We start from the raw sequence: 23413 nt of genomic DNA, 5'->3' as shown, positions 1-23413 counted from the left end.
ATGAACTGGCGCATCGCTGAAATCATGTTGGAGCGTGGTTTCCCTTTACCGCGGCTAACGTACGAAAATCGCTTTCTGCCCGGCCGCAGACTTGGGAGTCTTGTCTTTATATCATCCGTAACACCGCGTCAGCACGACGGTACGGAATTGGTGGGGCAAATCGGTTCATCCATCGGGATCGAGCAGGCCAAAGAAGCTGCGCGTTGGTGCGTCGCCAATTCCTTGGCGTGCCTCTACGACACCCTGCTTCAGGATATTCATAACGTTGCAGGTGTGGTCGATGTGCTTGTTTTCATGAATTCAGTCACGTCTTTTACTCAGCACAGCGAAGTAGCCGATGCTGCCTCGGAATTGTTCGAGCTAACTTTCGGCGACGCGGGTAAACACTCTAGAGGAGCGATCGGCGTTGCCTCACTGGTCCGCAACGTGCCCGTTGTTCTAAAGGCCACCTACAGCATGTCGGAATGAATACCCGATCTCAGTCAAAGCGTGGGAACGAATCGAGCGCACGAACAATCTGGGATTGTTTTTAGGCCACATTTCTCTATTAGGCAGATTTCTCAGATTGAGCGGGGTGTCCCTTGAAACTCCTACTTCGCCGCGACCAACGCGCCGGCCTATTGGGCGGCAAACCAGTCTTCTCCCTCAGTGTCCGAGCAGACCTCACGGAGGAAGAGCAGGCCAACATCCGCAAATACAAGCTCGGTGAGACCGAGCTGTACGCCAGCCACGAGATCAGTGGTGGCAGCGGTTTGCTCGGCGTCGCCACCCGCTTCGCCTACAAGGCCATGACCATCAACGTCTCCGTCAACGACCTGGTCGGCGGCAAGAAGGTCGAGTGCAAGGACATCGTGGAGATGCTGGCTATCGAGGACCAGATCCGCGAGGCGGCTAAGACCTTCGCCCAGGTGCTGAGCGCCGCCGCCCAGTTTGGTGGCGAGGAGGTCGTGGTGATCTAGGCCCATGGATTGGGGCAATCTCCGCAACTGGCTCTCGGGCGATAGCCGGACACGCGAACTCGACGAGACCCGTCAAGCCTGGCACGAGACCCAGGCGCTCTGGCAGGCGTCGCCGCTTTCGCAGAACGACCCGTCCGACCTGGCGCTCTCCTTCGTCAAGGAGATCATGCGGCGGGCGGATCGGACACCGGCACTTCCCATCCTGGTGTCCCTCTGCGAAGCGGCCGAGGCGCTCTTCCGCGCTGAAAGCATCGGACCGATCAAACCGATCTGGCCGGCCATCGAGAGCGACGTGTCGGTCGGTGTCGAGTTCCGCCGGATGCTCGCCCGCAGACGGCGCTACGCCGCCGACTTCAACCGCCTGCATGGGATCGTCACCGGCCAGCTTGGAGCCGCCTGCGACGCGCTCATCGAAGCGCTGCCTGAAAGTTGCTTCAGAGATTGGGACCAAGAGAACCCCTCGTTCGAGGTGCCGCTCATCGAGCTGGTCGATCGTCCGGCCGATCTCGTCCAGCACCTGCTCCTGTTCCCGTATGACGACGAGACCATGCGGCTGGAACTCTTCCTCAGCCTCAGGGAGCGGTACGCCACCAACCTCCTTGTCGCGTCCGGATTTCCGCCTGACGCCAACATCCACGAGCTGTCGCACCGGCTCATCATTCCCACGCGGCAGACGAAGAAGACCCCAGCGGAGCTGGTCGAGATGTATCTCTCCGGCTCGCCGTTCGCGTCTCTCATGGAGTTGCCGGTCCCGTTCCACGTCCCCGAGGAAGCTCGGTTCGAGCACTGCCACATCGTAGGCGGCACGGGGCACGGCAAGACCCAGCTCATGCAGCGCATGATCCACGGGGACCTGGTCGCCGCACAGACCGAGCGGCGGTCGGTTGTGGTGATCGACAGCCAGGGCGATCTCATCAACCGGCTGTCCCGGCTCTCGCTCTTCTCCCCCGAGACGCCCGGCAGCCTGGCCGACCGCCTCATCCTCATCGACCCAGCCGACGTCGAGTTTCCCGCAGCCCTAAACCTGTTCGATGCGCATCTGGAGCGAGTCCAGACGTATCGCCCGGTAGACCGCGAGAGGATCCTCAATGGCGTCATCGAGCTCTACGAGACGTTCTTCGGCGCGATGCTCGGCGCGGAGCTGACCCAGAAGCAGGGCGTCATCTTCAAATACCTGGCCCGACTGATGATCACGATCCCCGGTGCCACCATCCACACCCTCATGCAGCTCATGGAGGACGGGCGGCCGTTCAAGGCGCAGATGGAGCAGCTTGACGGCTCCGCCCGCTACTTCTTCCAGACCGAATTCTTCCATCCTTCGTTCGCGGCGACTAAGAAGCAGATCCTCCGGCGTCTGTGGGGCGTGCTTTCGACGCCGGCCTTCGAGCGGATGTTCGCACAGCGCCAGAACAAGCTCGATCTCTTCGAGGCGATGCAGGACGGGAAGATCATCCTGGTCTCTACCGCCAAAGACCTCCTCAAGACGGAGGGTAGCCAGCTCTTCGGCCGCTTCTTCATCGCCATGCTGGCCCAGGCGGCGCTTGAGCGTTCGACGGTCGATCCGGCCGACCGCACACCCACGATGGTCTATGTCGACGAGGCCCAGGAGTATTTCGACGACACTATCGAAACCATCCTCAACCAGGCCCGCAAATACCGCGTCGGGCTCACGCTCGCGCACCAGACGCTCGACCAGCTGTCGCCCCGGCTGCGCTCCGCGATCCACGCCAACACGTCGATGAAATGCGCCGGCGGTGTTTCGGCGAAGGACGCCCGCGCGATGGCCGACGAGCTGCACACCTCCTCCGACTTCATCGAGAGCATGAAGCGCCGGCAGGGAACGTCCGAGTTCGCGGTGTGGCTGAAGCACCAGACGCCGTACGCGATCCGCCTGTCCGTGCCACTCGGTTTCCTGGAGCGCCAGCCGATCCTTGTTGAAGAGGAGTATGAAGCGCTCCTGGAGCGCAACCGCGCGGCGTACTGCGGCACGCTCGACGAAGTCTCGTTCGCACGGCCAAGCGTTGCGGAGCCGGAGTCTTTTGCCCCAGAAGTTGCGCGGGACGAGACGCCGCCACGTGCCCGCGACCCCAGACCAGAGTCGGTCGATTCCACGCCGCCAATCCAAGAGCCGGCTGAGACGCCCGCACCAAGGGCACCAGGTCCGCCGCGGCCCGCACCAGCCGAAGCCGGCAAAGGCGGCTCGCAGCACCGCTACGTCCAGCACCTCATCAAGCGGCTCGCCGAAGAGCGCGGTTTGCGGGCGGTGATCGAAGAGGCGGTCGAGGGCGGCCAGGTCGACGTGGGACTCCACCAGGGTGAGCTGTCGGTCGCGTGCGAGATCTCCGTCACCTCAACGCCGGAATACGAGGCACAGAACCTGGCAAAGTGCCTCCGGGCGGGGTTTGCCCGCATCTGGGCCGTAGCGCCCGACGCCAAGCGCCGGCGCGCCATCCGGCAATCGGCGGAAGCCCGGCTCGCTCCAGAGGACTTCGCCCGGGTCGAGTTCCTCACCACGGAGGAGATGGTAGCGGCACTTGATGCACTCTCAGTGCCAGAGCCCGAGGAGAAGGTGGTGCTCGGGTATCGAGTGACGAGTTCGCGGAGGGCCATTTCCCCTGGCGAGGCCACCGAGCGGCGGGCGGCAGTCGCCCGCATCTTGTCGCGGGCGAAGGAAGAGTGACGGGATTTCTGCCGGTTAGCCCCGCGGCGCACGAAGCGTGCCATAGACAACCCATTCGCGTATGTGTAGCGTATTCTCGCCGCAATTTCTGAGGGAAGTCATGAAATCTAAGCTTCATGAAATGCTTGAGAGCGAAGCCGCCGAGTCTGCTGGTCAATCGGAGATGGTGGTCCGCTTGCTGGAACCGTCCGAACTCGACCATGTGAGCGGCGGCAGCCATATCCAGCATGGTGGCACCTATGAACAAACCGGGGCCCCCGTTTACGTGCAAAATGGCGGCTCCTATACCCAAGGCTCTGGCAGCTACAGCCAGTCGGGGGAGGACGACTACCTGCAAGACTAAAAGAACTGGCGCGCGGCGTGGCTGGGTGATTCAGGATGTGGGCTGAGCGGGCTCAGAGAGCCGCCATCTAAACCGAATAGTACCGAGCGACCTGATCGACGCGCCAGAGGTGTGGCTTGGGTTGCTGGCCTCGGAGACCAAATCCAGGGAAAGCCGCACAAGACCGACCTTCGCGCGGCGATGAATGTGATCTGCTATGGACGGCCTGCTTGGGCGCTACCTGACACCTGGGTCGTTCCCGCCGCGCTCCTCAGCAAAGGGATCGACAACCTAGGCGCGTTTATATACCGTTGTTCGACAAGCAAGCAGGAGATTGGAATGGCTAAGACAGAACTCCGCAAATCTCTTGAAATCGAAGCTGCTGAGGGCAGTGAGCCTTCGTCGATTGTGATGCGGCTCCTTGAATCTTCCGAGCTGTCGTACGTGAGCGGGGGAAGCCATATCCAATCCGGGGGAGGCTCATTCACGCAGAATGCAGGAACTCACACACAAACCGGAACAGGCTCCTTCACCCAAAACGCCGGTGGCTACAATCAGAGCAGTTCCGGGAACTACAGCAAGTATTCCTGGGATGACTATTTGGAAGGCGACGGTTAACCGCGGATTTCGGTCTACCGCAACGGCCTATCCGGTCGCGTCCAGATAGCGACCGTTTGCGGAGCAGTAGTCCAAAGTGAAGGCGACTCAGCCAACGCTGGCGGTCAGGGGCCTCGACAACTAGAGCGGCATGGAATACCGTTGTTCTCCGCATCCCAGAGGGGGAAAAGATGTCTGGATCGAACCTTCGAAAGGCTCTCGAAGCTGAGGCCGCCCAAGGTCAAGAAGCCTCTTCAATCGTACTGCGGCTCCTTGATCCGTCCGAGCTGGCCTACGTGAGTGGTGGGTCCCACACCCAGATTGGGTCAGGCTCCTTTTCGCAAAACTCCGGTACCGCCCATGGGCAAAACGGAAGCGGGAATTTCAATCAGTCTGGCGGCTCCTACACGCAAACTGGCAGCGGCAGTTACAGCAAGCTCTCCTGGGACGACTACTTGGAGGGCGACGGTTAGGGATTGCGCGGACATTCGCATTCTTCCCGCGCCCTTTCCAAGACCTCCCTTTAACTGATCGGCGGGACCCAAATGGGCGCAACCCACAACATCACTGCGCCCGATGAGAACGTGGTTCTCGATGGGCGGTATCAGCAAATTGAAGTCATCTTGAAGGTGGCGGAACGGTGCAATTTGGCCTGTTCCTACTGCTATTACTTCTTTGGCGGAGACGAGTCCTACAAGGACCGACCCCCGTTGATGTCTCTTGACACCATTGTCTCTACCGCGCGTTTTTTGCGGGACGGGATGCTAGATTTGAACATCCCGACGGTGAAGGTTGTCTTCCATGGCGGAGAGCCGCTCCTTCTCAAGCCGTCGGTATTCGATGCCATGTGCGAAGCGATACGCGAAGAGTTTGGCACCGTCGCCAACCCTCGCTTTCACGTTCAAACCAATGCGCTTTTGATAAACGACCGTTGGCTTGAAGTACTCTCTAAACACCAGGTCAATGTCTGCGTCAGCATTGACGGCGAAAAGGCTCTTCATGACGCGTATCGGTACGATCGAAAAGGCCGCCCGACATTTGACAAGACCATCGAGAAAATAAGGCTCCTGAAGGAACGCGCTTCCGAGCACCCATGTCTGAAGCCATCGGTGTTGATGGTTCTCCGGGCTGGATACGACTACCGTGACATCTTCAAGTTCTTGGTCGATGACTTGGGAGTTTCGAGTGTTGGCGTTCTCTTGCCGGACTCAAGTCACGAAGACGGGATTCCGGACGGGAGACCCGCGGAAGAGTACGGTGACGCACTTTGGGACTTGTTTGAGGAATGGTCCCGGCGTCCTGCGGTAAGGTTCCGGGAAGGTGAAAAGGCGCTGGCCCCTTTCAGCAAAATGATCCCGGGTCCATTTACGGGTCGCGTCAGAAATCCCGTCATCATTGTCCAGTCTGATGGTTTTCTCTCGATCGACGATTCGTATATTCCCGCAAAGTCTTGGCGGCAGAGCATGCCAACGACGTCGGTATCCGACACGACGCTAAGAGATTGGCTCTCTCAGCCTATATTCCGCAACATTGAGGGAGCTTTCGCGAGCCTACCTGACGGCTGCCGAGGCTGCACGTGGGCAAACATGTGTGGCGGAGGAGACTTGGAAAATCGGTATAGTAGTGAACGTGGTCTCAACAATCCGTCTATATATTGCAATGGCCTACAGACCTACTACGAGCGAGTGGTAAGGTATCTGGCTCGGAACCAATACCCACTTGACGATATCATGTCGGTCCTCGACGCCGAGTACGTTGGACTTCGATAGCGGCGAGGCGAGGTGGAACTATTTAGGAAACGGGCTCTCGACGCACAGCGGCATAAACTCGCGGGAACCCCGCTTGGGCGCTCTCCTATTGGAAGTCTGTATGTATGGCTGTTTATCGTGCTGGCAGCTGGTTCCCTGGTGTTTGGAGCAGTGGCCGTGCCCATTCCCAGCCAAAATAGAGCTCCGGGGTGGCTCACCTCGGATCAAGGCATTGCCGGCGACCAGGACCACCTGCGGGCCATCGTTCCAATTTCAACCGATGCCGTCGGTCGCGTTAGAGCGGGTGATAAGCTTCGGGTTTCCTTCAGCGCTTTCCCAACAGCCAAGTATGGGACGTTAGCTGGTATGGTGACCCGTCTTGAACACGGTGTTGCACCAGGTGGACCACTGAGCCCTTCTGACCTGGGGACCGCGATCTACGCCAGCATAGAGTTCGATCCGGACAGCAATTCCAGAATCCCTCCCGATCAGTTGCGGCCGGGCATGGGGATCTTCGTTACTTTGCCGGCCAGCTCGGAGACGCTTTTCGAGCGCGTTTCATCTCGATGACAGCCCGTCCTGCCCGGGTGCCCTCGGTCTTGCAGATCTCCTCAACGGAGTGCGGCATCGCTTGCTTAGCAATGGTTGCCGAGTATCACGGCGCCCCGATCAACTACGGCGGGCTACGCGAACGCTATCCGGTGTCCGCGCGCGGTATGAACCTTCGTCGGATGATGCAAGTCGCCGACGAACTCCAGCTCAGCGCGCGGCCCCTTCGGGTCGCCCTGGCTGGCCTTTCGCAGGTCCTATTACCCGCCATCCTGCATTGGGATTTTGATCATTTCGTAGTTCTTGAGCGCGTCGGGCGGGCCTCCGTCACGATCCAAGACCCAAGGAGCGGTCGAGCGGAAATCGCTCTGGATGAATTCTCGAACCATTTTACCGGCGTGGTTTTGGAATTGTCGCCTCGAAATTCATTCGCATCGGGGGCCGTCCTCAAGCGATCGAGGCTAGCCCTTTCAACGCTGCTTTCAGGCTATAGAGGCCACCTGAACGGCAACCTCCAGAACATTTGCCTCGCCGCATTGGCGCAGGTAATCATTCTCTCTCTTCCGCTCGTAATACAGTTGATTGTGGATCAGGTTTTGCCCAATTACGATCTTGGGCTTCTCACTTGGCTGTGCCTAGTCTTTCTGGCGCTGTCTGTTCTTGCCACGGCGAGCGATTTGATACGATCCCTAATGCTCTCCGCCTTCGGCGCTGAGCTATCGTTTTTTCTCTCGTCAAAGGCGATGGGAAAAGTATTTAGGTTACCAATTCCCTGGTTTGAGCGGCGCCAGGTAGGGGATGCATTGACCCGGCTCAATTCGGTTCGGGATGTCCAATCATTTATTACAGTGGACGTAGCGGCGATGACGCTTGACGGCGTGTCGGTCGCCGCACTGGTTATGGTGATGCTTGTGTACAGCCCTCGGCTCACCATGATCGTGGTTGCTAGCTTTTTGTTCTACGCGGCAGTGTTGCTTGTGGCCCTGCCGATACTGCGGAGGCTCCAAGAACAATCCATCGCGGCTGGTGGCGAGGAGCACGGGCATGTCGTCGAAACGCTGCGTTCGATGAGGTCGCTCAAGGCGTTTGGCCAAGAAGCGGTGAGGGAAGGACAATGGCGAAACCTACTGGCGCGCTCGCTGAACGCCAGCGTGAAGGTGACGAGGATGCGGGCGGCCATAGCGGCAATCCAGTCTGTCCTCTTTAACGCTCAAGGAGCCGTCATCATCTTTCTGGCAGTGACAGCATTTCTGAATGGAACCGGCATGACGGTCGGCATGTTGCTGAGCTTTCTCTTCTACCGCCAAGCCGCGACCGACCGCGCCTCATCTCTGTTCCGAGGGTTGACCAATTTCAGAATGCTTGAACTCTATCTAGATCGCCTGAGCGATATAGTTATGGCGAAATCAGATGAAAACACTGGCCTCGGTGATGGCGAGATAGACGGTGTAGGTAGCATTGAATTCAGCGGCGTCTCCTATCGCTACGGCGACGGAGAAGTTCTTCGTATTGTCAATGCGACGTTCCAAATCGAGAAAGGCTCGCTAGTTGCGTTCGCCGGCCCGACGGGCGGTGGCAAATCGACGTTGGTCAAGCTTCTCCTGGGTCTTTACAGGCCCACAGCCGGCCAAATCTGCATTGATGGGCGCGCCATTGACGAGATCGGATGGAACGAGTGGCGACGGCACGTTGGGACCGTACTTCAGGACGATACGCTGTTTGCCGGCTCGGTCGCCGATAACATCTCCTTTTTCGATCCACATGTGGATCTTGAACGCGTGCGAGAGGCGGCGACGATGGCGGAAATTGCTGCCGATATCGACGGCATGCCCATGAAATATTGGACCTGGCTCGGAGACATGGGGTCTACCTTGTCGGGAGGACAGCGGCAGCGCGTCTTGCTGGCGCGCGCTCTTTATGTGCGGCCTGAGGTGCTCGTCCTTGACGAGGGGACAGCTAACCTGGACGAGCAGACCGAGCGGGCGGTGCTGGCCACCATTTCCAAGCTACCCATCACGCGAATTGTGGTGACTCACAGGCCTCAGACGTTGGCTACAGCAGATCGCATTCTCTGGGTGGACCGTGGGATTGTTTCGGAGCGTGCATAGCCGGGGGGGAGCGTGGGGCCGCTCGCTGGCGTCTCTGTGTTTTGTGCTGCTCGTGTCCCTATCGTTTCTCTTTGTCAGCGGTGATCGCGCCTACTCCGAAGCGGCGGCTGTCCGACTGAAGATCGAGCCCACTGAAGCGGGTGTGCTCGTGCATTACGAGCTTCCTGGACCGGTCAGTGAATTTAGACTTGAGGCCGCCGCAGAGGCCGGGGTCGTCGCTCAGTTTTCCGTCGTCGGAGTCGGCTTCGAAATCAGCGATGGCACGGTCCATCGTGCGGATGGCGGGTCATTCACGCGCTTTGATCTCCTGGTTCGCGCAGACTCCGCCGAACAGGATCGTGTATATGCGGCGTCAGTGCGTTTGGGGAAAACCGCCTGGGTTCTGTACTTTCCCTACCTCCGCAGCGCGGAGGAAGCCGCATTCCTAACAGACTGTCCTCGGTGCCTCGATCCGGTTCTTTCAGCCCGTAGTTTTTCATCTGAAGAGCCGGCAGCGAGTGGTTTCATCGTCGTTGGTGAGCCGGCAAACCGTTCCGACGGGCCTATTGCGGTCGTGGATGATGGTCATGTGCCCCGGTGGTTAGTCCGCAATGTCGAGCAATCAGCTCAAGCGGCGCTCAGTTTTCATGAACGGTTCTTCGGGTCCCGCGTCTCTGGGCGACCGGTCATTGCTATTTCCCAAAGCCCGCTAGTCGCAAACTCCTGGCGCGGAGACGCCGCCCAGAACGGGATAATTCTGTTGCGCATAAAAAGCGATACGCTGAAGGACGATCCCGGGTTGCGCCGGCAACTCGTGCGGTTCGTGGCGCATGAAACTGCCCATCTTTGGATCGGCGCTCGCTATCGGCTGCGAAGTGAAACGGATCCTTGGTTCAGCGAGGGGGCGGCCGAATACGCCGGGCTCTATTTCGCACTCCGGCGTGGATACGTCGAAGGGCATGTGGAGGACGAGCTCGCGCAGCATCTCAATAGTTGCGCGCGAGACCTGGGAGACCGGCCGTTCTCGGACCTGAATCAGTTGAAGGGCCGCGCCGTATATGACTGCGGAGTGCTCGTGCAGTGGTGGTTGGACTTAGAGATGCGTCAGGGTGGGGCAAATTCCTCGTTGCCCCGCCTATGGAGGGAAACTCTCGATCGCGCCGATCCGTCGGACGGTCAGTTCGCTCTGGAGGACATGTTCCAAACCGCCGGGGAGATTCTGGACTCCCCATTGAGCCCTGCCATGGCTGAATTTTTGGAGGGCGGAGAGGGGCGTTGGGCTAAATTTCTGTCGAGACTGCGCGAGCTTGGTGTCGTCCTCAGAGAGGATCCGAGTCTTGAGGAATGGCGCTCTGCAGTGCTGACGCCGTTCCTGAGCACTTACTGCCCGACCGGAACAGGATTCGGCTTCTGGACTGAAAATAATAGGGTGACGCTCGACACTGGAGCGAACTGCGGCCCCCTGTCGAATAGTCCTATAGTCGTCACCGTTGCCGGGGTAGATTTAGCGACGGCCCCTAAGGAAGCCTTCCTTTCATTACGGGCGCAGTGCGAGAAAGCGGTTTCGGTGTGGTTTGGGATTCGACGTGCCAGAAAGATTGAGCTTAGATGTCCCGCCTCCCTCTTGCGTCCCGATCAAGTTGATCGGCGACAACGCCTGCTGCGGCACCTCCTCCAGCAGGTATGCGCAACAGGTCCAATGGGCTTCACCGATCTAGGCAATGCGGTTCGCCTGGATACGGGCCAACGCTGCGGCCCGCTATCGGGCGACCCAATCATTTCGGAAGTGGCCGGGCACAACTTGGCTGGTGACATCGATGCTGCATGGGAAGACGTGCGTAAGCGTTGCTTGGACGGACTTCCAATCGAGCTAGCGAGTCCAGGGAGTCGCCCCCGGTCTATGGTCTGCGCCAATCCCATGGACGCGTTTCAACCTACCTTCCAAGTCGAATACAGCCCGGTTCCGCGTCGCCGCTTATTTGCTCTTAGCCCATAGAGGCTGCCTGGACGTCACGGGCATCTATTACCGCGTGCCAAGGTGACTACCAGCGCGCCACCATTCGTCACAAACCGACGCCTCGCGCCGCCGGGCATCCGGTCGCACGATGGCCGCATGCATGGCGACGTCTCATACATCGGCGAGACCACATTCCGCCGCCGCTTCCGCCGCTTCGGCATCAAGCAGGCCGACCGTCTCCCGCATGTCCATATTCTCGGGAAGACCGGCGTCGGTAAATCGACGCTGTTGGAAACTCTCGCCCGGCAAGACTTGGAAGCCGGCCGTGGCTTTGCCCTCATCGATCCGCACGGCGATATGGTGGAGCGGATCGCGGCGACGGTGCCGCCAGCATTTGCGCATCGCATCCGCTATCTGAACGCACCCGATCCTACGCAGCCTTTCGGATACAACCCGCTTCGGCGCGTTCGGGACGACAAGATTCCTCTCGCCGCTTCCGGCCTTCTTGAGACTTTGAAGAAGCTCTGGCCCGAAGCCTGGGGCGTGCGCATGGAGCATGTGCTCCGCAATTCCCTCTACACGCTCATCGGACGCGAGGGCTCGACCCTGCCCGACCTTCTTCGGCTCTACGCCGACAAGAAATACCGCCGACAGGTCACGGCCGGCGTCCGCAATGAGACCGTCCGGCGCTTCTGGACCGACGAGTTCGAGCACTATCCCGACCGTTACAAGCTGGAGGTCGTCGCGCCCATCCAGAACAAGCTCGGTGCGCTTTTGTCCGATCCGACGCTGTATCGCATCCTGGTAGCGCCCAAGGAGGAGCTTCGCTTCCGCTCGCTCATGGACGAGGGCGCCGTGCTCCTAGTGAACCTCTCTAAAGGGCAGCTGGGGGAAGACAGCGCAACGACGCTCGGCGGCCTTTTGGTCTCCACCATCGGCCTTGCCGCCCTCAGCCGTGCTGAGGTGCCGGCACAGGAGCGTCGGCCGTTCTTCCTGTATGTCGATGAATTCCAGAGCTTCACGACGCTCTCCTTCGTCAACATGCTCTCCGAACTTCGGAAGTACGGCTTGGGGCTCACCCTCGCACACCAGCATTTCCATCAGCTCGATCCCGATGTGCGGCATGCGGTGCTCGGCAATGCCGCGACCCTGGTCTCGTTCCGCGTCGGCCCCGAGGACGCCATGATCCTGGCCCGTGAGTTTCAGCCGACGTTCGGCGTCGAAGACCTCATCAATCTCCCGAACCAGCACATCTACCTGAAGCTCATGATCGACGGGACGCCATCGCGGCCGTTCAGCGCGCGTACCGTGCTACTGTGACGGATGCGTAGCGCCGCCCAATGCTTAGCCAAAGCCGCCGAAATTGCCGAGATGGCGGAGCAGACTCAGAGCCCTGAAGGGCGAGCGCGCTTCTTGGTGCTGGCGCTCGAATGGCAGCGCGCGGCCGTTGAGGCGGCCCGCCAGGATGGCGCCGTTATAGACGCAACCTCGGAAAACTAAGTCCCCGGGCTACCGAAGGGGTGCCAATCAGCGCCTTGCGGATCGCGCCGCGTGGGCCTCAAGTTCGGCTTGATGCTGCCGCCAGTGAGGTTCGTTTACGGCTAACAGCGCAGCTTCCCGACGGCGCGGTCACGAACCATGCACGGCTTCGTTTGGGGAGCGTCATGGAGCGGGCCCGCCGCCGGTCAACCCAGCATCGCTTCCTCCGCGCACAAGGTGCGCTCCGTGCAGCTTGCTCCCTGCGGGCGCGCCTTGGGCGCGGGGTCTGACCGCCGGCTCCTTGGCCCACTCCCTTGTCTCCCCATGAAGCCGCGGAATGGTCCGCGGCGGACTTAGGAGAAATCTCCCATGGCTCAGCAACCCCCACTGCTCTCCCGCATGCCGACCCACCGTCTGTATCGTGTCCTTGGCGATGGCCAGGGTGCGATCTGGACCCCCATCGGCGCGGCCTGGCCGAACAAGGACGGGCAGGGCTTCAGCATCATCTGCGATGCGGTGCCGCTGCATGGACGCATCGTGATGCGGACCATCACCGAGCGGACGGAGGAGACGCGGGGTCAGCAATGACCCCAACCTTCCAGGAGCCAGGCGCGAGGCGGTCGCCTCGCGCCTTCACGTGAGGAAGCGAGCGATTGCCGAACCGTATCGCGCTGCCGGCTCTTGCTTCCCTTGTTCCCAGAGTCCGAGCGTCCAGCGCGTGACGCCGATGAGCGCAGCGGCTCTCGCGCACGAAAGTCCGAGCTGCCGGCGGCGGCGCTCAATCTGAGCCCCAAGTCGCTCGCCTTGCCGGGCCCGGAATTTCGTCCTATCGCCCTTCAAACGAACCGGAACGCCCGGTACCAAAAAGGCTACGCGACCCAGGCTTTTTGCTGTTGAGGGCAATGCTGACAGGTCTGGACGGCTGAAAGTCAGCTACGAAAAACACCTGGGTCCCCGCTTTCGCGGGGATGAGCGGAGGGGGGGGTGAGCTCTTGAACTATCTCAATCGCAATTGAGTCTTGACCCTAGCGCAGCAATTCCAGGATCTCCGCCTGCAGCGCCCGGGCCGTCGGCGAGCCGCTGCCGCCCCGGCCCGTGGTGATTTCCGCCAGCTTGACCGGCGTCGAACCCCGCCCGTTGTCACGCCGGGGATCGGCGCCGCCCGCCAGCAGGGCCCGCACGGCCCCGGCGCAGCCGGTGCGCACGGCCCGATGCAGGGGCGTGGTCCCGCTCCTGTCGGCGGCGTTGGGGTCGGCCCCGGCGGCCAGCAGCACGGCGATGGTCGCCGCCTGGGTCGTCGGGTTCCAGCCGGGCGAGTCCGGATGGCCGTCGGCGGCGTAGTGCAGCGGCCGGGCGCCGCGCCGGTTGGCGGCCCGGACCGACGCCCCAAGCCCGATCAGCGTCCTGGCGATCTCCGGGCGATAGGCCGCCGCGGCGATGTGCAGGGCGGTGTCGCCGGCATAGAGATAGTGGGTGATGGCCTGGAAAAAGTGCGGGCTGGCGTCCTGCCGCGTCGCCCCCGCGCGCGAGACCGCCGTGGCCAGGCCGGGCGTTTCGGCCAGCAACCGTTCGGCCAGCGCTCCGTCGCCGTCGACAATGGCCTGCAGCAGGTCGGGCAGCGCCACGGCGGCTAGCCCAGCCTGGCGTTCATCCAGGCGCTGGCCTCGCTGATCGCCCGCCGGCCCGCGCCCAGCTGGGTGAAGAAGGCGTGCCAGACATGGATCATCTCGGGCCAGATCTCCACGCGGACATCCACCCCGGCCAGGCCGGCCTTCTCGGCAACGGCGATAGCGTCGGAGGCCAGGATCTCGGCCCCGCCGGCATGGATCAGCAGCGGGGCGATGCCGGCGTAGTCGGCCAGGGCCGGCGAGGCGAGTGGGTCGCTGACCGAATGGCCGTTCAGATAGGTCGCGGCGAACTCGTCGAGGCCCGCCTTGGTCAGCATCGGGTCGACCCCCGCCAGAACCTCATAGGCCGCGCCCTGCTGGGCGAGATTGGCCCAGGGGCTGATGGCGAACAGGCAGCCCGGCTGCGGCAGGCCATTGGCGCGGATGGCGAGCGCGGTGGCCAGGGTCAGCCCGCCGCCGGCGCTGTCGCCGGAGATGGCGATGCGACCGGGCGCGACGCCCTCATCCAGCAGATGGCGATAGCAGGCGACCGCATCCTCGACCGCCGCCGGGAAGGGATGCTCGGGGGCCATGCGGTAGTCGGGCACCAGGGCCGGGGCGTTGATCTCGCCGGCCAGCCGGGCGGCCAGGCCCCGGTGGCTCTTGGGACTGCCCACGCAATAGCCGCCGCCATGCAGGTAGAGCAGGGCCTTGGTCTGGTCGGCGCCGGCGGGGGTGAGTTTCTCGCAGGGGATACCCGCGACGGTGAGCTCGACCTTCTCGCAGCCGTCCGGCAGCGGGCTCATATCGCCGAACGCATCCATGCCCGCGCGGCGGGTGGCCCAGTCCTGGCCGGGCTGCTCGATAGCCGAGAACTGCTCCAGCAACACGCGCACCGCGCCGATATCGGGATCCTTCCAGACCTGATTGCCGTCAGCCATGCGCGTGTCCTCCCGTGGTTGGGAGGAAAGCTAGGTCGATGGGGAATGGAATCCAAGCGCCGATGAAGCCCACAGTCGGCTCCCTTCCTCCTCGATGGAGGAAGGGCGGGGATGGTGGTGGTGGCATAGCGCTTCCGGAAGCACTCGGGGAGGCGCCCACGCCACCCTGCGTTTTTCGCCCAGGCTCCAAGCGCGCACCACCAACCCTGCCCTTCCTCCATCGAGGAGGAAGGGTTCCCAGAGCTGACAGCGCTACATTGCGGACGAGATGCGGCAGCGCCCTCGGGTGATTTCGGTGACAGTTTACTTAATTCGCCCTTGGATCATCGTCAGGCGTGGGTGCGCTCAGAGCGAATTAAGTAAACTGTCACCGAAATGGCCCCCGCCACAGACGATAGGCCTGGGCGCGGTGAAGAGCGCCGTCGTCAGGCCTGCATCGTCCACCCCTCGACCCCCATCGCCGCCTGGCGCAACGCCTCGGACCGCGTGGGGTGGGGGTGGCACGTCCGCGCGATGTCTTCCGACGCCGCCGAGAACTCCATCGCCACGCAGTATTCGCCGATCATCTCGCCGACCTGGGGGCCGATCATGTGGACGCCCAGCACCTTGTCGGTCACCGCGTCCGCCAGGACCTTCACGAAGCCCTCGGCCTCGTGGTTGACCTTGGCGCGGGCGTTGGCGGTGAAGGGGAACTTGCCGGCCTTGTAGGCGACCCCGGCGGCCTTCAGCTCCTCCTCGGTCTTGCCGACCCAGGCGACCTCCGGCCAGGTGTAGACCACGCTCGGAATGACATCGTAGTTCACATGGCCCGCCTTGCCGGCGATCAGCTCGATGCAGGCGACGCCCTCGTCCTCGGCCTTGTGGGCCAGCATCGGGCCGTGGGTGGTGTCGCCGACGGCCCAGACGCCCGGCGCGCTGGTCTTGAAGTGGTCGGTCTCGATGAAGCCGCGCTTGTCCGGGGTGATCCCCACGCTCTCCAGCCCCAGCCCCTCGGTATAGGGCCGCCGCCCGATGGCCAGCAGGACATAGTTGGCCTCGATGGTCTGGGCCTCGCCGCCCTTCACGGGCTCGAAGGTCAGCTTGACGCTCGACCCGCCCGCCTCGGCCCCCGTCACCTTGGCCCCCAACTGGAAGCGCATGCCCTGCTTGGTCAGCGAGCGCTGGAAGGTCTTGGCGGTTTCCTCGTCCATGCCCGGGCAGATGCGGTCGAGATATTCGACCACGGTGACTTCCGCCCCCAGCCGGCGCCAGACCGAGCCCAGCTCCAGGCCGATGATCCCGGCCCCGATCACCACCAGGCTGCCGGGCACTTCGGGGATGTTCAGGGCGCCGGTGGAATCGACGATGCGCTGCTGGTCGACGGTGACGCCGGGCAGGCCGGCGGGCTCCGAGCCGGTGGCGATGACGATGTTTTTGGCGTTGTGGGTCTCGACCGACCCGTCGGCGGCGGTGACCTCCACCTTGCCGGGACCGGCGATCTTGCCGGCCCCCTTGATCCACTCGACCTTGTTCTTCTTGAACAGGAACTCGATGCCCTTGGTCAGGGCCCCGACGCTGTCGGCCTTCTGGGCCATCATCTGCGGCAGGTTGAGCTTGGGGGTGACGTCGATGCCCAGGCTGGCGAAATCCTTGCCGGCCAGTTCGAACATCTCCGAGGCGTGCAGCAGGGCTTTCGACGGGATGCAGCCGACGTTGAGGCATGTGCCGCCCAGGGTCTCGCGCTTCTCGACGCAGGCGGCCTTGAGGCCCAGCTGGCCGGCCCGGATGGCCGCGTTGTAGCCGCCGGGACCGCCCCCGATGATCACCACGTCATAGTCCGCCATGCCTCAGCCTTCCGCTTCTCGACTCGCCGCTCAGATAAGCATCCGGCCCGCGCTTTGCAGCCGGGCCGGAGAGGTGGGCGCCTTACCGCCGACGGGGACCCAAGGCAAGGCGGGGGGTCAAGGCAACCGGTTCAATCGCTGCCGAAGAAGCCTCGGTAGAGGAATGAGCCGATGGCGAACAGCATGCTGAGCGCCGCCAGGCCAAGCCCGGCATAGACAACATAGCCCAGAATCCGCACTGACAGCCGCCGGGGCCTGGCGGCGATCTCGGGATCCGGCTCGAAGTCGGCCGCCCGCGCCGCCGCCTCGTCCAGCACCGCCTTGGCGTCCTCAGCCTCGTCCTCCGGGACCCAGATCCCGAAGCCGCCGATGGCCTGGCGAACCAGAAAATCGACAGCGCCAAGCTGCTCGTTCTGCAGGTGTACGGCGAAACCCTGGGCCTGCAGCATGCCGGCCGCGATCTGGGCCTCCTGCAGGTCGATGTAGCGGCCGATGCGAACCTGATCCATCAGCGGCTCCGGCCGGCGGACCGCACCCGCAGCCAGAGCAGCAGGGCCAGGGCCAGTTCGCTCACCGCGAAGGTGATCGCCGCCCGCCGTTCGGGGTCGTTGATGGCTGGATTGTGCAGCAGGTCGAAGCTCAGGAACCAGTCGGCCCCGTTTAGGATAGCCGCGCCCGCGAACAGCATCGCCGCGAGGGTCAGCCGGCGACGGGCCTGGGTCAGGGCCGCGATGCAGAGCGCCACTTCCACCAGGCCAAGGCCGGTCTGCCACCAGCCGGCGGTCAGCCGGGCATGGATCAGCCGTTCCCAGAGAAAGGGCGAAAGCCGGTCGATCGGATGCCAGAGCTGGCGGCCCAGGCCCGCCTTCTCCGCCAGGGTGCAGAGCGGCGGGATGGCGTGGAACACCGCCGCGGCCCCGGCGGCCAGCGACAAGGGCAGCCATGCGCCGGCGCCGGGCGTCGGCGCCGCTTCAGGCTGTGGATTGGCGTCGTCCGACATGGCGTTCCCCGAGGTTGGGACCCACCATGGCCCAGGCCTAGAGGTCCAGCAACAGCCGCTGCGGATCCTCGAGCGCTTCCTTGACGTGGACCAGGAAGGTCACCGCCCCCTGGCCGTCGACCACCCGGTGGTCGTAGCTGAGCGCCAGATACATCATCGGGCGGATGACGATCTGACCGTTCACGACCATCGGCCGGTCCTGGATCTTGTGCATGCCCAGGATGCCCGACTGCGGGGCGTTGAGGATCGGGGTCGACATCAGCGAGCCATAGACCCCGCCGTTGGAGATGGTGAAGGTGCCGCCCTGCATGTCCTCGATGGCCAGATGGCCGTCGCGGGCCTTCTTGCCCAGCGCCCCGATGGCCTTCTCGATCCCGGCCAGGCTCATGGCGTCGGCGTCACGCACGACCGGCACGACCAAGCCCTTCTCGGTGCCGACGGCGACCCCGATGTCGTAGTGGTTCTTGTAGATCAGGTCCTGGCCGTCGATCTCGGCGTTGACGTCGGGCACCTGCTTGAGCGCCGCCACGCAGGCGCGGACGAAGAAGCTCATGAAGCCCAGCTTCACGCCGTGGGTCTTCTCGAAGACGTCCTTGTACTGGGCCCGGATGGCCATGATCGCGGTCATGTCCACCTCGTTGAAGGTGGTCAGCATGGCGGCGTTGGTCTGGGCCTCCTTCAGCCGCCGGGCGATGGTCTGGCGCAGGCGGGTCATGCGGACCCGCTCCTCGCGCTCATGGGTGGCGCGCGGCGCGGCGGGGGCCGCGGCGGGCGGCGGGGCGGCGGCCCTGGCGTCCAGCGCGGCCAGGGCGTCGCCCTTGGTGATGCGGCCGTCCTTGCCCGAGCCGGGGACGGTGGCCGGGTCCAGCCCCGTCTCGGAAACGATGCGCTGCACTGATGGAGCCAGCGGTTGGGCGGACGCGGCGGCTGGCTCGGCAGCCTTGGGGGCGGGCGCGGGTTCCGGAGCCTTGGCGGGTTCGGCGGCCTTGGCCGGCTCAGGCTCTTTCGCAGGTTCCGCCGCCTTGGCGGCCGGCTTGGCGGCGGCGGTCGCGCCTTCGCTCACCCGGCCCAGCAAGGCGCCGGGGACGACCGTGTCGCCGTCATTGGCCGCGATGCTCTCCAGCACCCCGTCGGCGGGCGAGGCGACTTCCAGGCTGACCTTGTCGGTCTCCAGCTCGACCAGGATCTCGTCCTTCTTGACGGCGTCGCCGGGCTTCTTGGTCCAGCGGGCGATCGTCGCCTCGGTGACGGATTCCCCGAGGGCGGGGGTCATGATGTCGGCCATGGTCTTCTTCTTACTCGGGGTCTAGGCGAAGGCTTCGGCGAGGAAGGCTTCGAGTTCTTTCAGGTGGCGGCTCATCAGGCCGGCGGCGGTCGAGGCCGAGGCCGGGCGGCCGACATAGCGGGCCCGCTTGGCCTTGATGTCCATCCGCGCCAGGGTCAGTTCCAGCCAGGGGTCGATGAAGGTCCAGCCGCCCATGTTCTTGGGTTCTTCCTGGCACCAGACCAGCTCGGCGCCCCGGAACCGCGCCAGCACCTGGCTCACCGACTTCAGCGGCCAGGGATAGAACTGCTCGATGCGCAGCAGGTAGACGTCGTCGCGGCCGGCCTTGGCCCGGGCGTCGACCAGGTCGTGATAGACCTTGCCTGAGCACATGACGACCCGCGTGATCTCCGCATCCGGCTTCAGCGTGATGCCGCCGACATCGCAGCCGGCTTCGGCCCCGTCGACCATCACCCGGTGGAAGCTGGAGCCCTCGGCCAGGTCGCTGAGATTCGACACCGCCTTCTTGTGCCGCAACAGCGACTTGGGGGTCATGACGATCAGGGGCTTGCGGAACTCGCGGTGCATCTGCCGGCGCAGGGCGTGGAAATAGTTGGCCGGGGTCGAGCAGTTGAGGACCTGCAGGTTGTCCTCGGCGCAGGACTGCAGGAAGCGCTCCAGCCGGGCCGACGAGTGTTCCGGCCCCTGGCCCTCGTAGCCGTGCGGCAGCAGCATCACCAGGCCGCTCATCCGCAGCCACTTGCGCTCGCCCGAGGCGATGAACTGGTCGATGACCACCTGGGCGCCGTTCACGAAGTCGCCGAACTGCGCCTCCCAGATGGTCAGGGTGTTGGGGTCGGCCAGGCTGAAACCGTATTCGAAGCCCAGCACCGCCTCTTCCGACAGGGCCGAGTCGATGACCTCATAGGGCGCCTGGCCGGGGCGGATGTTGTTCAGCGGCGTGTAGTGCGCCTCGCTGGTCTGGTCGATCAGGTCGCTATGGCGCTGCACGAAGGTGCCGCGCACGCTGTCCTGGCCGCTGAGACGAACCGGGAAGCCTTCGTCCAGCAGGGTGGCGAAGGCTAGGTGCTCGGCCGTCCCCCAGTCGAGGTTCTCGCCGCTCTCGATGGCGGCCCGGCGGTTGTCGATGGCCCGGCGCACGGTCTTGTGGGCGTCGAAGCCTTCGGGAATGGTGGTGATGCGCTCGCCGATGTCCTTGAGCTTCCGCAGCGGCACGCCCGTCGTGCCCCGGCGCTCCTCGTCGAGCGGCTGGGCGAACCCGGCCCACTTCCCATCCAGCCAGTCGGCCTTGTTGGCGTGATAGGTCTTGCCGGCCTCGAACTCGGCGTCGAGGAAGGCGGCGAACTCGGCCACCCAGCCGTCGACCTCGGCGGCGGTGGCCACGCCCTCCTCGACCAGCCGCTTGCCGTAGATCTCGCGGGTCGAGGGCTGGTCCTTGATGCGGGCGTACATCAGGGGCTGGGTCATCGTGGGGTCGTCGCCCTCGTTGTGACCGAACCGCCGATAGCAGAACATGTCGACCACCACGTCCTTGCCGAACTGCTGGCGGTATTCGGTGGCCACCTTGGCGACGAAGGTCACCGCCTCGGGGTCGTCGCCGTTGCAGTGGAAGATGGGCGCCTCGACCATCAGCGCCACATCCGAGGGATAGGGGCTGGAGCGCGAGAAGCGCGGATCGGTGGTGAAGCCGATCTGGTTGTTGACGATGAAGTGGATGGTGCCGCCGGTGCGGTAGCCCTTCAGGCCCGACAGCGCGAAGCACTCGGCCACCACGCCCTGGCCGGCGAAGGCCGCGTCGCCGTGCAGCAGCAGGGGCATGACATGGCCGCGGCCGGCGTCTGGCGTCTCGCGCAGGGTGAAGGCCTGCTTGGCCCGCACCTTGCCGATCACCACCGGGTTGACGATTTCCAGGTGGCTGGGATTGGCGGTCAGCGACAGGTGGACGATGTTGTCGTCGAAGCTGCGGTCCGACGAGGCGCCCAGGTGGTATTTGACATCGCCCGAGCCCTCGATGTCCGAGGGCAGCGACGAGCCGCCCTGAAACTCGTGGAAGATGATGTGGTAGGGCTTGCCCATCACCGCGGCCAGGACGTTCAGCCGGCCCCGGTGGGGCATGCCGATGACGATGTCCTTCACCCCCAAGGCGCCGCCGCGCTTGATCATCTGCTCCAGGGCCGGGACCATGGCCTCGCCGCCGTCCAGCCCGAAGCGCTTGGTGCCGGGGAAGCGCTTGTGCAGGAAGCGCTCGAAGCCCTCGGCCTCGATCAGCTTCTTGAGGATGGCGATCTTGCCCTGGGGCGTGAAGACGATCTCCTTGTCGCGCCCCTCGATGCGCTCCTGCAGCCAGGCCTTCTCCTGCGGATTGGAGATGTGCATGTACTGCACGCCGACCGTGCCGCAGTAGGTGCGGCGCAGTATGGCGAGGATTTCGCGCAGGCTGGCGGTCTCCAGGCCCAGCACGAAATCCAGGAAGATCGGCCGGTCGAGGTCGGCGTCGGAAAAGCCGTAGGTGGCCGGGTCCAGTTCGCTGGCGTCGCCCGGCGTGGTGGCGATGCCGAGCGGGTCGAGCTTGGCCTGCAGGTGGCCGCGCATGCGGAAGGCGCGGATCATCATCACCGCCCGCAGCGAGTCGAGGGTGGCGGCGCGGATGGCTTCGGTGGTGGGGGCGACCGCGGGCGCGGTGGCCGGGGCGACAGCGCGGTCGGCGATGGCCTTGCCGAGCTTGGCTTCCACGGCGGGCCAGAGGCCGTCGATGGCCGACAGCCAGTCGGGGCGCGCCGTCGGGGCGGAGACATGGGTCCAGCTCGGCTTGACGGCGCTGGCTTTGACCTGGGCGGCCTGGTCGGTGAGGCTGGCGAAGAAGGCGGCCCAGCTGGGATCGACCGAGCCCGGATCGTTCGCCCAGCGCTCGTGCAGGTCCTCGACGAAGGCGGCATTGCCGCCGTAGAGGAAGGAGGTCTCGGTCAGGACCTTGTTGATGATGCCCGCGTCGTCAGCCATGGGTCGTAGCGCCTTCCAACCGTCCCTGCTGGGGACGGCTTAACTTTAAGCCGGTGTATATAGTGTTTCGGGGTCGTGCTTGTGCGCCTGTCAGGCGAAAAACTCGACCCCTTACGGGCCTTCTAGACCCACTTTTTTACCGCAATGCGGCAATCAGCCTTCCAGGAGGGCCGCTGGCGTCTCTTGCAGGGCTGAGGCGTGGGGATTTTGGGGTCGCTTCGCGACAGAAAGATAAGGGAGAGAAGAAGAGGAAGCGGCCGTGGCCGCGGCCGGCGCCACGTGTAGCCTGCGCTGGCGGCGGGCTTGTTGAGGCGCTACGCGCCTCGATAGATATCAGCGGGTCTGCAAAAGCGGCCCTCAGGACAGCGCCGTCCCTTGCGCTTCTTCTCTTCCCTTATCTTCCTGTCGCGCAGCGACCCGGAACCCCACCTTCACGCCGGCAACGGCCTGGGGCAACTAACCCTTGAGAAGAGCCGCCAGCGTCTCGCCCAGAGCAGCCGGAGACGGCGAAACCTTGATCCCGGCCGCTTCCATGGCCGCAATCTTGTCTTCCGCCCCGCCCTTGCCGCCCGAGATGATGGCGCCGGCATGGCCCATGCGCCGGCCCGGAGGCGCGGTGCGGCCGGCGATGAAGCCGACGGTGGGTTTCCAGCGGCCCTTCTTCTTCTCGTCGGCCAGGAACTGGGCGGCGTCCTCTTCGGCGCTGCCGCCGATTTCGCCGATCATGATGATCGACTGGGTTTCCTCGTCGGCCAGGAACAGCTCCAGCATGTCGATGAACTCGGTCCCCTTGACCGGGTCGCCGCCGATGCCGACCGCCGTGGTCTGGCCCAGGCCGGCATTGGTGGTCTGGAACACCGCCTCGTAGGTGAGCGTGCCCGAGCGCGAGACCACGCCCACCGAGCCGTGGCTGAAGATGTTGCCCGGCATGATGCCGATCTTGCACTGGTTGGGGGTCAGCACGCCCGGGCAGTTGGGCCCGATCAGCCGGGACTTCGACCCGCTCAGCGAGCGCTTGACCTTGACCATGTCGGCCACCGGAATGCCCTCGGTGATGCAGACGATCAGCGGCACCTCCGCGTCGATGGCCTCCAGGATGGAGTCGGCGGCATAGGGCGGCGGCACATAGACCACCGAGGCGTCGGCCTTGGTGGCGTGCATGGCCTCGCCGACGGTGTTGAACACCGGCAGGCCGACATGGGTCTGGCCGCCTTTGCCAGGGGTGACCCCGCCGACCATCTGGGTGCCATAGGCGATGGCCTGCTCGGTATGGAAGGTGCCCTGGGCGCCGGTGAGGCCCTGGCAGATGACCTTGGTGTTCTTGTCGATCAGGATGGACATGGTCGGACTGGCTATCTCGTGAGGGCGGGAGCCGAAAA

General features: G+C 63.8%; 21 protein-coding genes. 12 read left to right on the top strand and 9 right to left on the bottom strand.

The annotated features are described in order from the left end of the window. The 12 genes from QO010_RS20075 to QO010_RS20025 all read left to right on the top strand — a co-directional run bounded on the left by QO010_RS20075 (window position 1) and on the right by QO010_RS20025 (window position 12966). Window positions 1-468: a RidA family protein gene (locus QO010_RS20075; protein ID WP_307352173.1), complete on the top strand. Its 468-nt coding sequence runs from the start codon at window positions 1-3 to the stop codon at window positions 466-468. Window positions 469-581: 113 nt separating this feature from the next. After that, window positions 582-959: a hypothetical protein gene (locus tag QO010_RS20070; protein WP_307352172.1), complete on the top strand. Its 378-nt coding sequence runs from the start codon at window positions 582-584 to the stop codon at window positions 957-959. Between the two features lie 4 nt (window positions 960-963). Continuing rightward, window positions 964-3639, top strand: coding sequence for a type IV secretory system conjugative DNA transfer family protein (locus QO010_RS20065; protein ID WP_307352170.1), 2676 nt, complete (start codon window positions 964-966; stop codon window positions 3637-3639). Window positions 3640-3739: 100 nt separating this feature from the next. Next, complete coding sequence (locus tag QO010_RS20060; protein ID WP_307352169.1) at window positions 3740-3982, top strand: hypothetical protein; 243 nt, start codon at window positions 3740-3742, stop codon at window positions 3980-3982. A gap of 318 nt (window positions 3983-4300) precedes the next feature. Beyond that, window positions 4301-4579 (top strand): hypothetical protein, encoded by a 279-nt coding sequence (locus tag QO010_RS20055; protein WP_307352167.1) that lies wholly within the window; start codon window positions 4301-4303, stop codon window positions 4577-4579. A 524-nt stretch (window positions 4580-5103) separates the two neighbouring features. Continuing rightward, on the top strand, window positions 5104-6327 hold the full coding sequence (locus QO010_RS20050; protein ID WP_307352166.1) for a radical SAM protein: 1224 nt from the start codon (window positions 5104-5106) through the stop codon (window positions 6325-6327). A 12-nt stretch (window positions 6328-6339) separates the two neighbouring features. Continuing rightward, the gene (locus QO010_RS24075; protein ID WP_503128611.1) at window positions 6340-6876 is read left to right on the top strand and encodes a beta-barrel domain-containing protein; all 537 of its coding nucleotides are present in this window, start codon (window positions 6340-6342) and stop codon (window positions 6874-6876) included. Next, on the top strand, window positions 6873-8963 hold the full coding sequence (locus QO010_RS20045; RefSeq protein WP_307352164.1) for a peptidase domain-containing ABC transporter: 2091 nt from the start codon (window positions 6873-6875) through the stop codon (window positions 8961-8963). The genes QO010_RS24075 and QO010_RS20045 overlap by 4 nt, the downstream gene beginning before the upstream one ends. Window positions 8964-9006: 43 nt before the next feature. Further along, window positions 9007-10938 carry a hypothetical protein gene (locus QO010_RS20040; RefSeq protein WP_307352162.1) on the top strand — a complete coding sequence of 644 codons (1932 nt, stop codon included), beginning with the start codon at window positions 9007-9009 and terminating at the stop codon, window positions 10936-10938. A gap of 117 nt (window positions 10939-11055) precedes the next feature. Further along, entirely contained in the window at window positions 11056-12219 is a 1164-nt protein-coding gene (locus QO010_RS20035; protein ID WP_307352161.1) for a type IV secretory system conjugative DNA transfer family protein, read from the top strand. Between the two features lie 3 nt (window positions 12220-12222). Next, window positions 12223-12399: a hypothetical protein gene (locus QO010_RS20030; protein ID WP_307352160.1), complete on the top strand. Its 177-nt coding sequence runs from the start codon at window positions 12223-12225 to the stop codon at window positions 12397-12399. Between the two features lie 348 nt (window positions 12400-12747). Then, window positions 12748-12966, top strand: a complete 219-nt coding sequence (locus tag QO010_RS20025) for a hypothetical protein (RefSeq protein ID WP_307352159.1) — start codon at window positions 12748-12750, stop codon at window positions 12964-12966. 45 nt (window positions 12967-13011) lie between these two features. On the opposite strand, the gene QO010_RS24035 is transcribed toward QO010_RS20025, so the two are convergent. From QO010_RS24035 to sucD, 9 genes are all read right to left on the bottom strand, one after another. Next, window positions 13012-13218, bottom strand: a complete 207-nt coding sequence (locus QO010_RS24035; RefSeq protein ID WP_370873792.1) for a helix-turn-helix transcriptional regulator — start codon at window positions 13216-13218, stop codon at window positions 13012-13014. A 185-nt stretch (window positions 13219-13403) separates the two neighbouring features. After that, window positions 13404-14003, bottom strand: a complete 600-nt coding sequence (locus QO010_RS20020) for an ankyrin repeat domain-containing protein (protein ID WP_307352157.1) — start codon at window positions 14001-14003, stop codon at window positions 13404-13406. A 5-nt stretch (window positions 14004-14008) separates the two neighbouring features. Then, the gene (locus tag QO010_RS20015; protein WP_307352156.1) at window positions 14009-14926 is read right to left on the bottom strand and encodes an alpha/beta hydrolase; all 918 of its coding nucleotides are present in this window, start codon (window positions 14924-14926) and stop codon (window positions 14009-14011) included. A gap of 425 nt (window positions 14927-15351) precedes the next feature. Continuing rightward, the gene (lpdA, locus tag QO010_RS20010) at window positions 15352-16749 is read right to left on the bottom strand and encodes a dihydrolipoyl dehydrogenase (RefSeq protein ID WP_307352155.1); all 1398 of its coding nucleotides are present in this window, start codon (window positions 16747-16749) and stop codon (window positions 15352-15354) included. A 131-nt stretch (window positions 16750-16880) separates the two neighbouring features. After that, window positions 16881-17258, bottom strand: a complete 378-nt coding sequence (locus QO010_RS20005) for a hypothetical protein (RefSeq protein WP_307352153.1) — start codon at window positions 17256-17258, stop codon at window positions 16881-16883. Then, window positions 17258-17749, bottom strand: a complete 492-nt coding sequence (locus tag QO010_RS20000; protein ID WP_307352151.1) for a hypothetical protein — start codon at window positions 17747-17749, stop codon at window positions 17258-17260. Before QO010_RS20000 ends, QO010_RS20005 begins: the two co-directional genes overlap by 1 nt. A 37-nt stretch (window positions 17750-17786) precedes the next feature. Then, window positions 17787-19034: a 2-oxoglutarate dehydrogenase complex dihydrolipoyllysine-residue succinyltransferase gene (gene odhB, locus QO010_RS19995; protein ID WP_307352149.1), complete on the bottom strand. Its 1248-nt coding sequence runs from the start codon at window positions 19032-19034 to the stop codon at window positions 17787-17789. A gap of 21 nt (window positions 19035-19055) precedes the next feature. Then, entirely contained in the window at window positions 19056-22034 is a 2979-nt protein-coding gene (locus QO010_RS19990; protein WP_307352147.1) for a 2-oxoglutarate dehydrogenase E1 component, read from the bottom strand. Window positions 22035-22490: 456 nt separating this feature from the next. Further along, the gene (gene sucD, locus QO010_RS19985) at window positions 22491-23375 is read right to left on the bottom strand and encodes a succinate--CoA ligase subunit alpha (RefSeq protein ID WP_307352145.1); all 885 of its coding nucleotides are present in this window, start codon (window positions 23373-23375) and stop codon (window positions 22491-22493) included. Window positions 23376-23413: the final 38 nt, after the last annotated feature.

This window comes from Caulobacter ginsengisoli, assembly GCF_030814835.1.
Classification (GTDB): domain Bacteria; phylum Pseudomonadota; class Alphaproteobacteria; order Caulobacterales; family Caulobacteraceae; genus Caulobacter; species Caulobacter ginsengisoli.
The sequence above is the reverse complement of the archived record's forward strand: the minus strand, read 5'-3'. Positions and strand labels throughout refer to the sequence as shown.

Bases quoted from the DNA above. Each gene is read 5' to 3' on its own strand.
- QO010_RS20075 (WP_307352173.1), top strand. From the start codon at position 1: ATGAACTGGCGCATCGCTGAAATCATGTTGGAGCGTGGTTTCCCTTTA.
- QO010_RS20065 (WP_307352170.1), top strand. From the start codon at position 964: ATGGATTGGGGCAATCTCCGCAACTGGCTCTCGGGCGATAGCCGGACA.
- QO010_RS20060 (WP_307352169.1), top strand. From the start codon at position 3,740: ATGAAATCTAAGCTTCATGAAATGCTTGAGAGCGAAGCCGCCGAGTCT.
- QO010_RS20055 (WP_307352167.1), top strand. From the start codon at position 4,301: ATGGCTAAGACAGAACTCCGCAAATCTCTTGAAATCGAAGCTGCTGAG.
- QO010_RS20050 (WP_307352166.1), top strand. From the start codon at position 5,104: ATGGGCGCAACCCACAACATCACTGCGCCCGATGAGAACGTGGTTCTC.
- QO010_RS20045 (WP_307352164.1), top strand. From the start codon at position 6,873: ATGACAGCCCGTCCTGCCCGGGTGCCCTCGGTCTTGCAGATCTCCTCA.
- QO010_RS20035 (WP_307352161.1), top strand. From the start codon at position 11,056: ATGCATGGCGACGTCTCATACATCGGCGAGACCACATTCCGCCGCCGC.
- QO010_RS20030 (WP_307352160.1), top strand. From the start codon at position 12,223: ATGCGTAGCGCCGCCCAATGCTTAGCCAAAGCCGCCGAAATTGCCGAG.
- QO010_RS20025 (WP_307352159.1), top strand. From the start codon at position 12,748: ATGGCTCAGCAACCCCCACTGCTCTCCCGCATGCCGACCCACCGTCTG.
- QO010_RS20015 (WP_307352156.1), bottom strand. From the start codon at position 14,926: ATGGCTGACGGCAATCAGGTCTGGAAGGATCCCGATATCGGCGCGGTG.
- lpdA (WP_307352155.1), bottom strand. From the start codon at position 16,749: ATGGCGGACTATGACGTGGTGATCATCGGGGGCGGTCCCGGCGGCTAC.
- QO010_RS20005 (WP_307352153.1), bottom strand. From the start codon at position 17,258: ATGGATCAGGTTCGCATCGGCCGCTACATCGACCTGCAGGAGGCCCAG.
- QO010_RS20000 (WP_307352151.1), bottom strand. From the start codon at position 17,749: ATGTCGGACGACGCCAATCCACAGCCTGAAGCGGCGCCGACGCCCGGC.
- odhB (WP_307352149.1), bottom strand. From the start codon at position 19,034: ATGGCCGACATCATGACCCCCGCCCTCGGGGAATCCGTCACCGAGGCG.
- QO010_RS19990 (WP_307352147.1), bottom strand. From the start codon at position 22,034: ATGGCTGACGACGCGGGCATCATCAACAAGGTCCTGACCGAGACCTCC.
- sucD (WP_307352145.1), bottom strand. From the start codon at position 23,375: ATGTCCATCCTGATCGACAAGAACACCAAGGTCATCTGCCAGGGCCTC.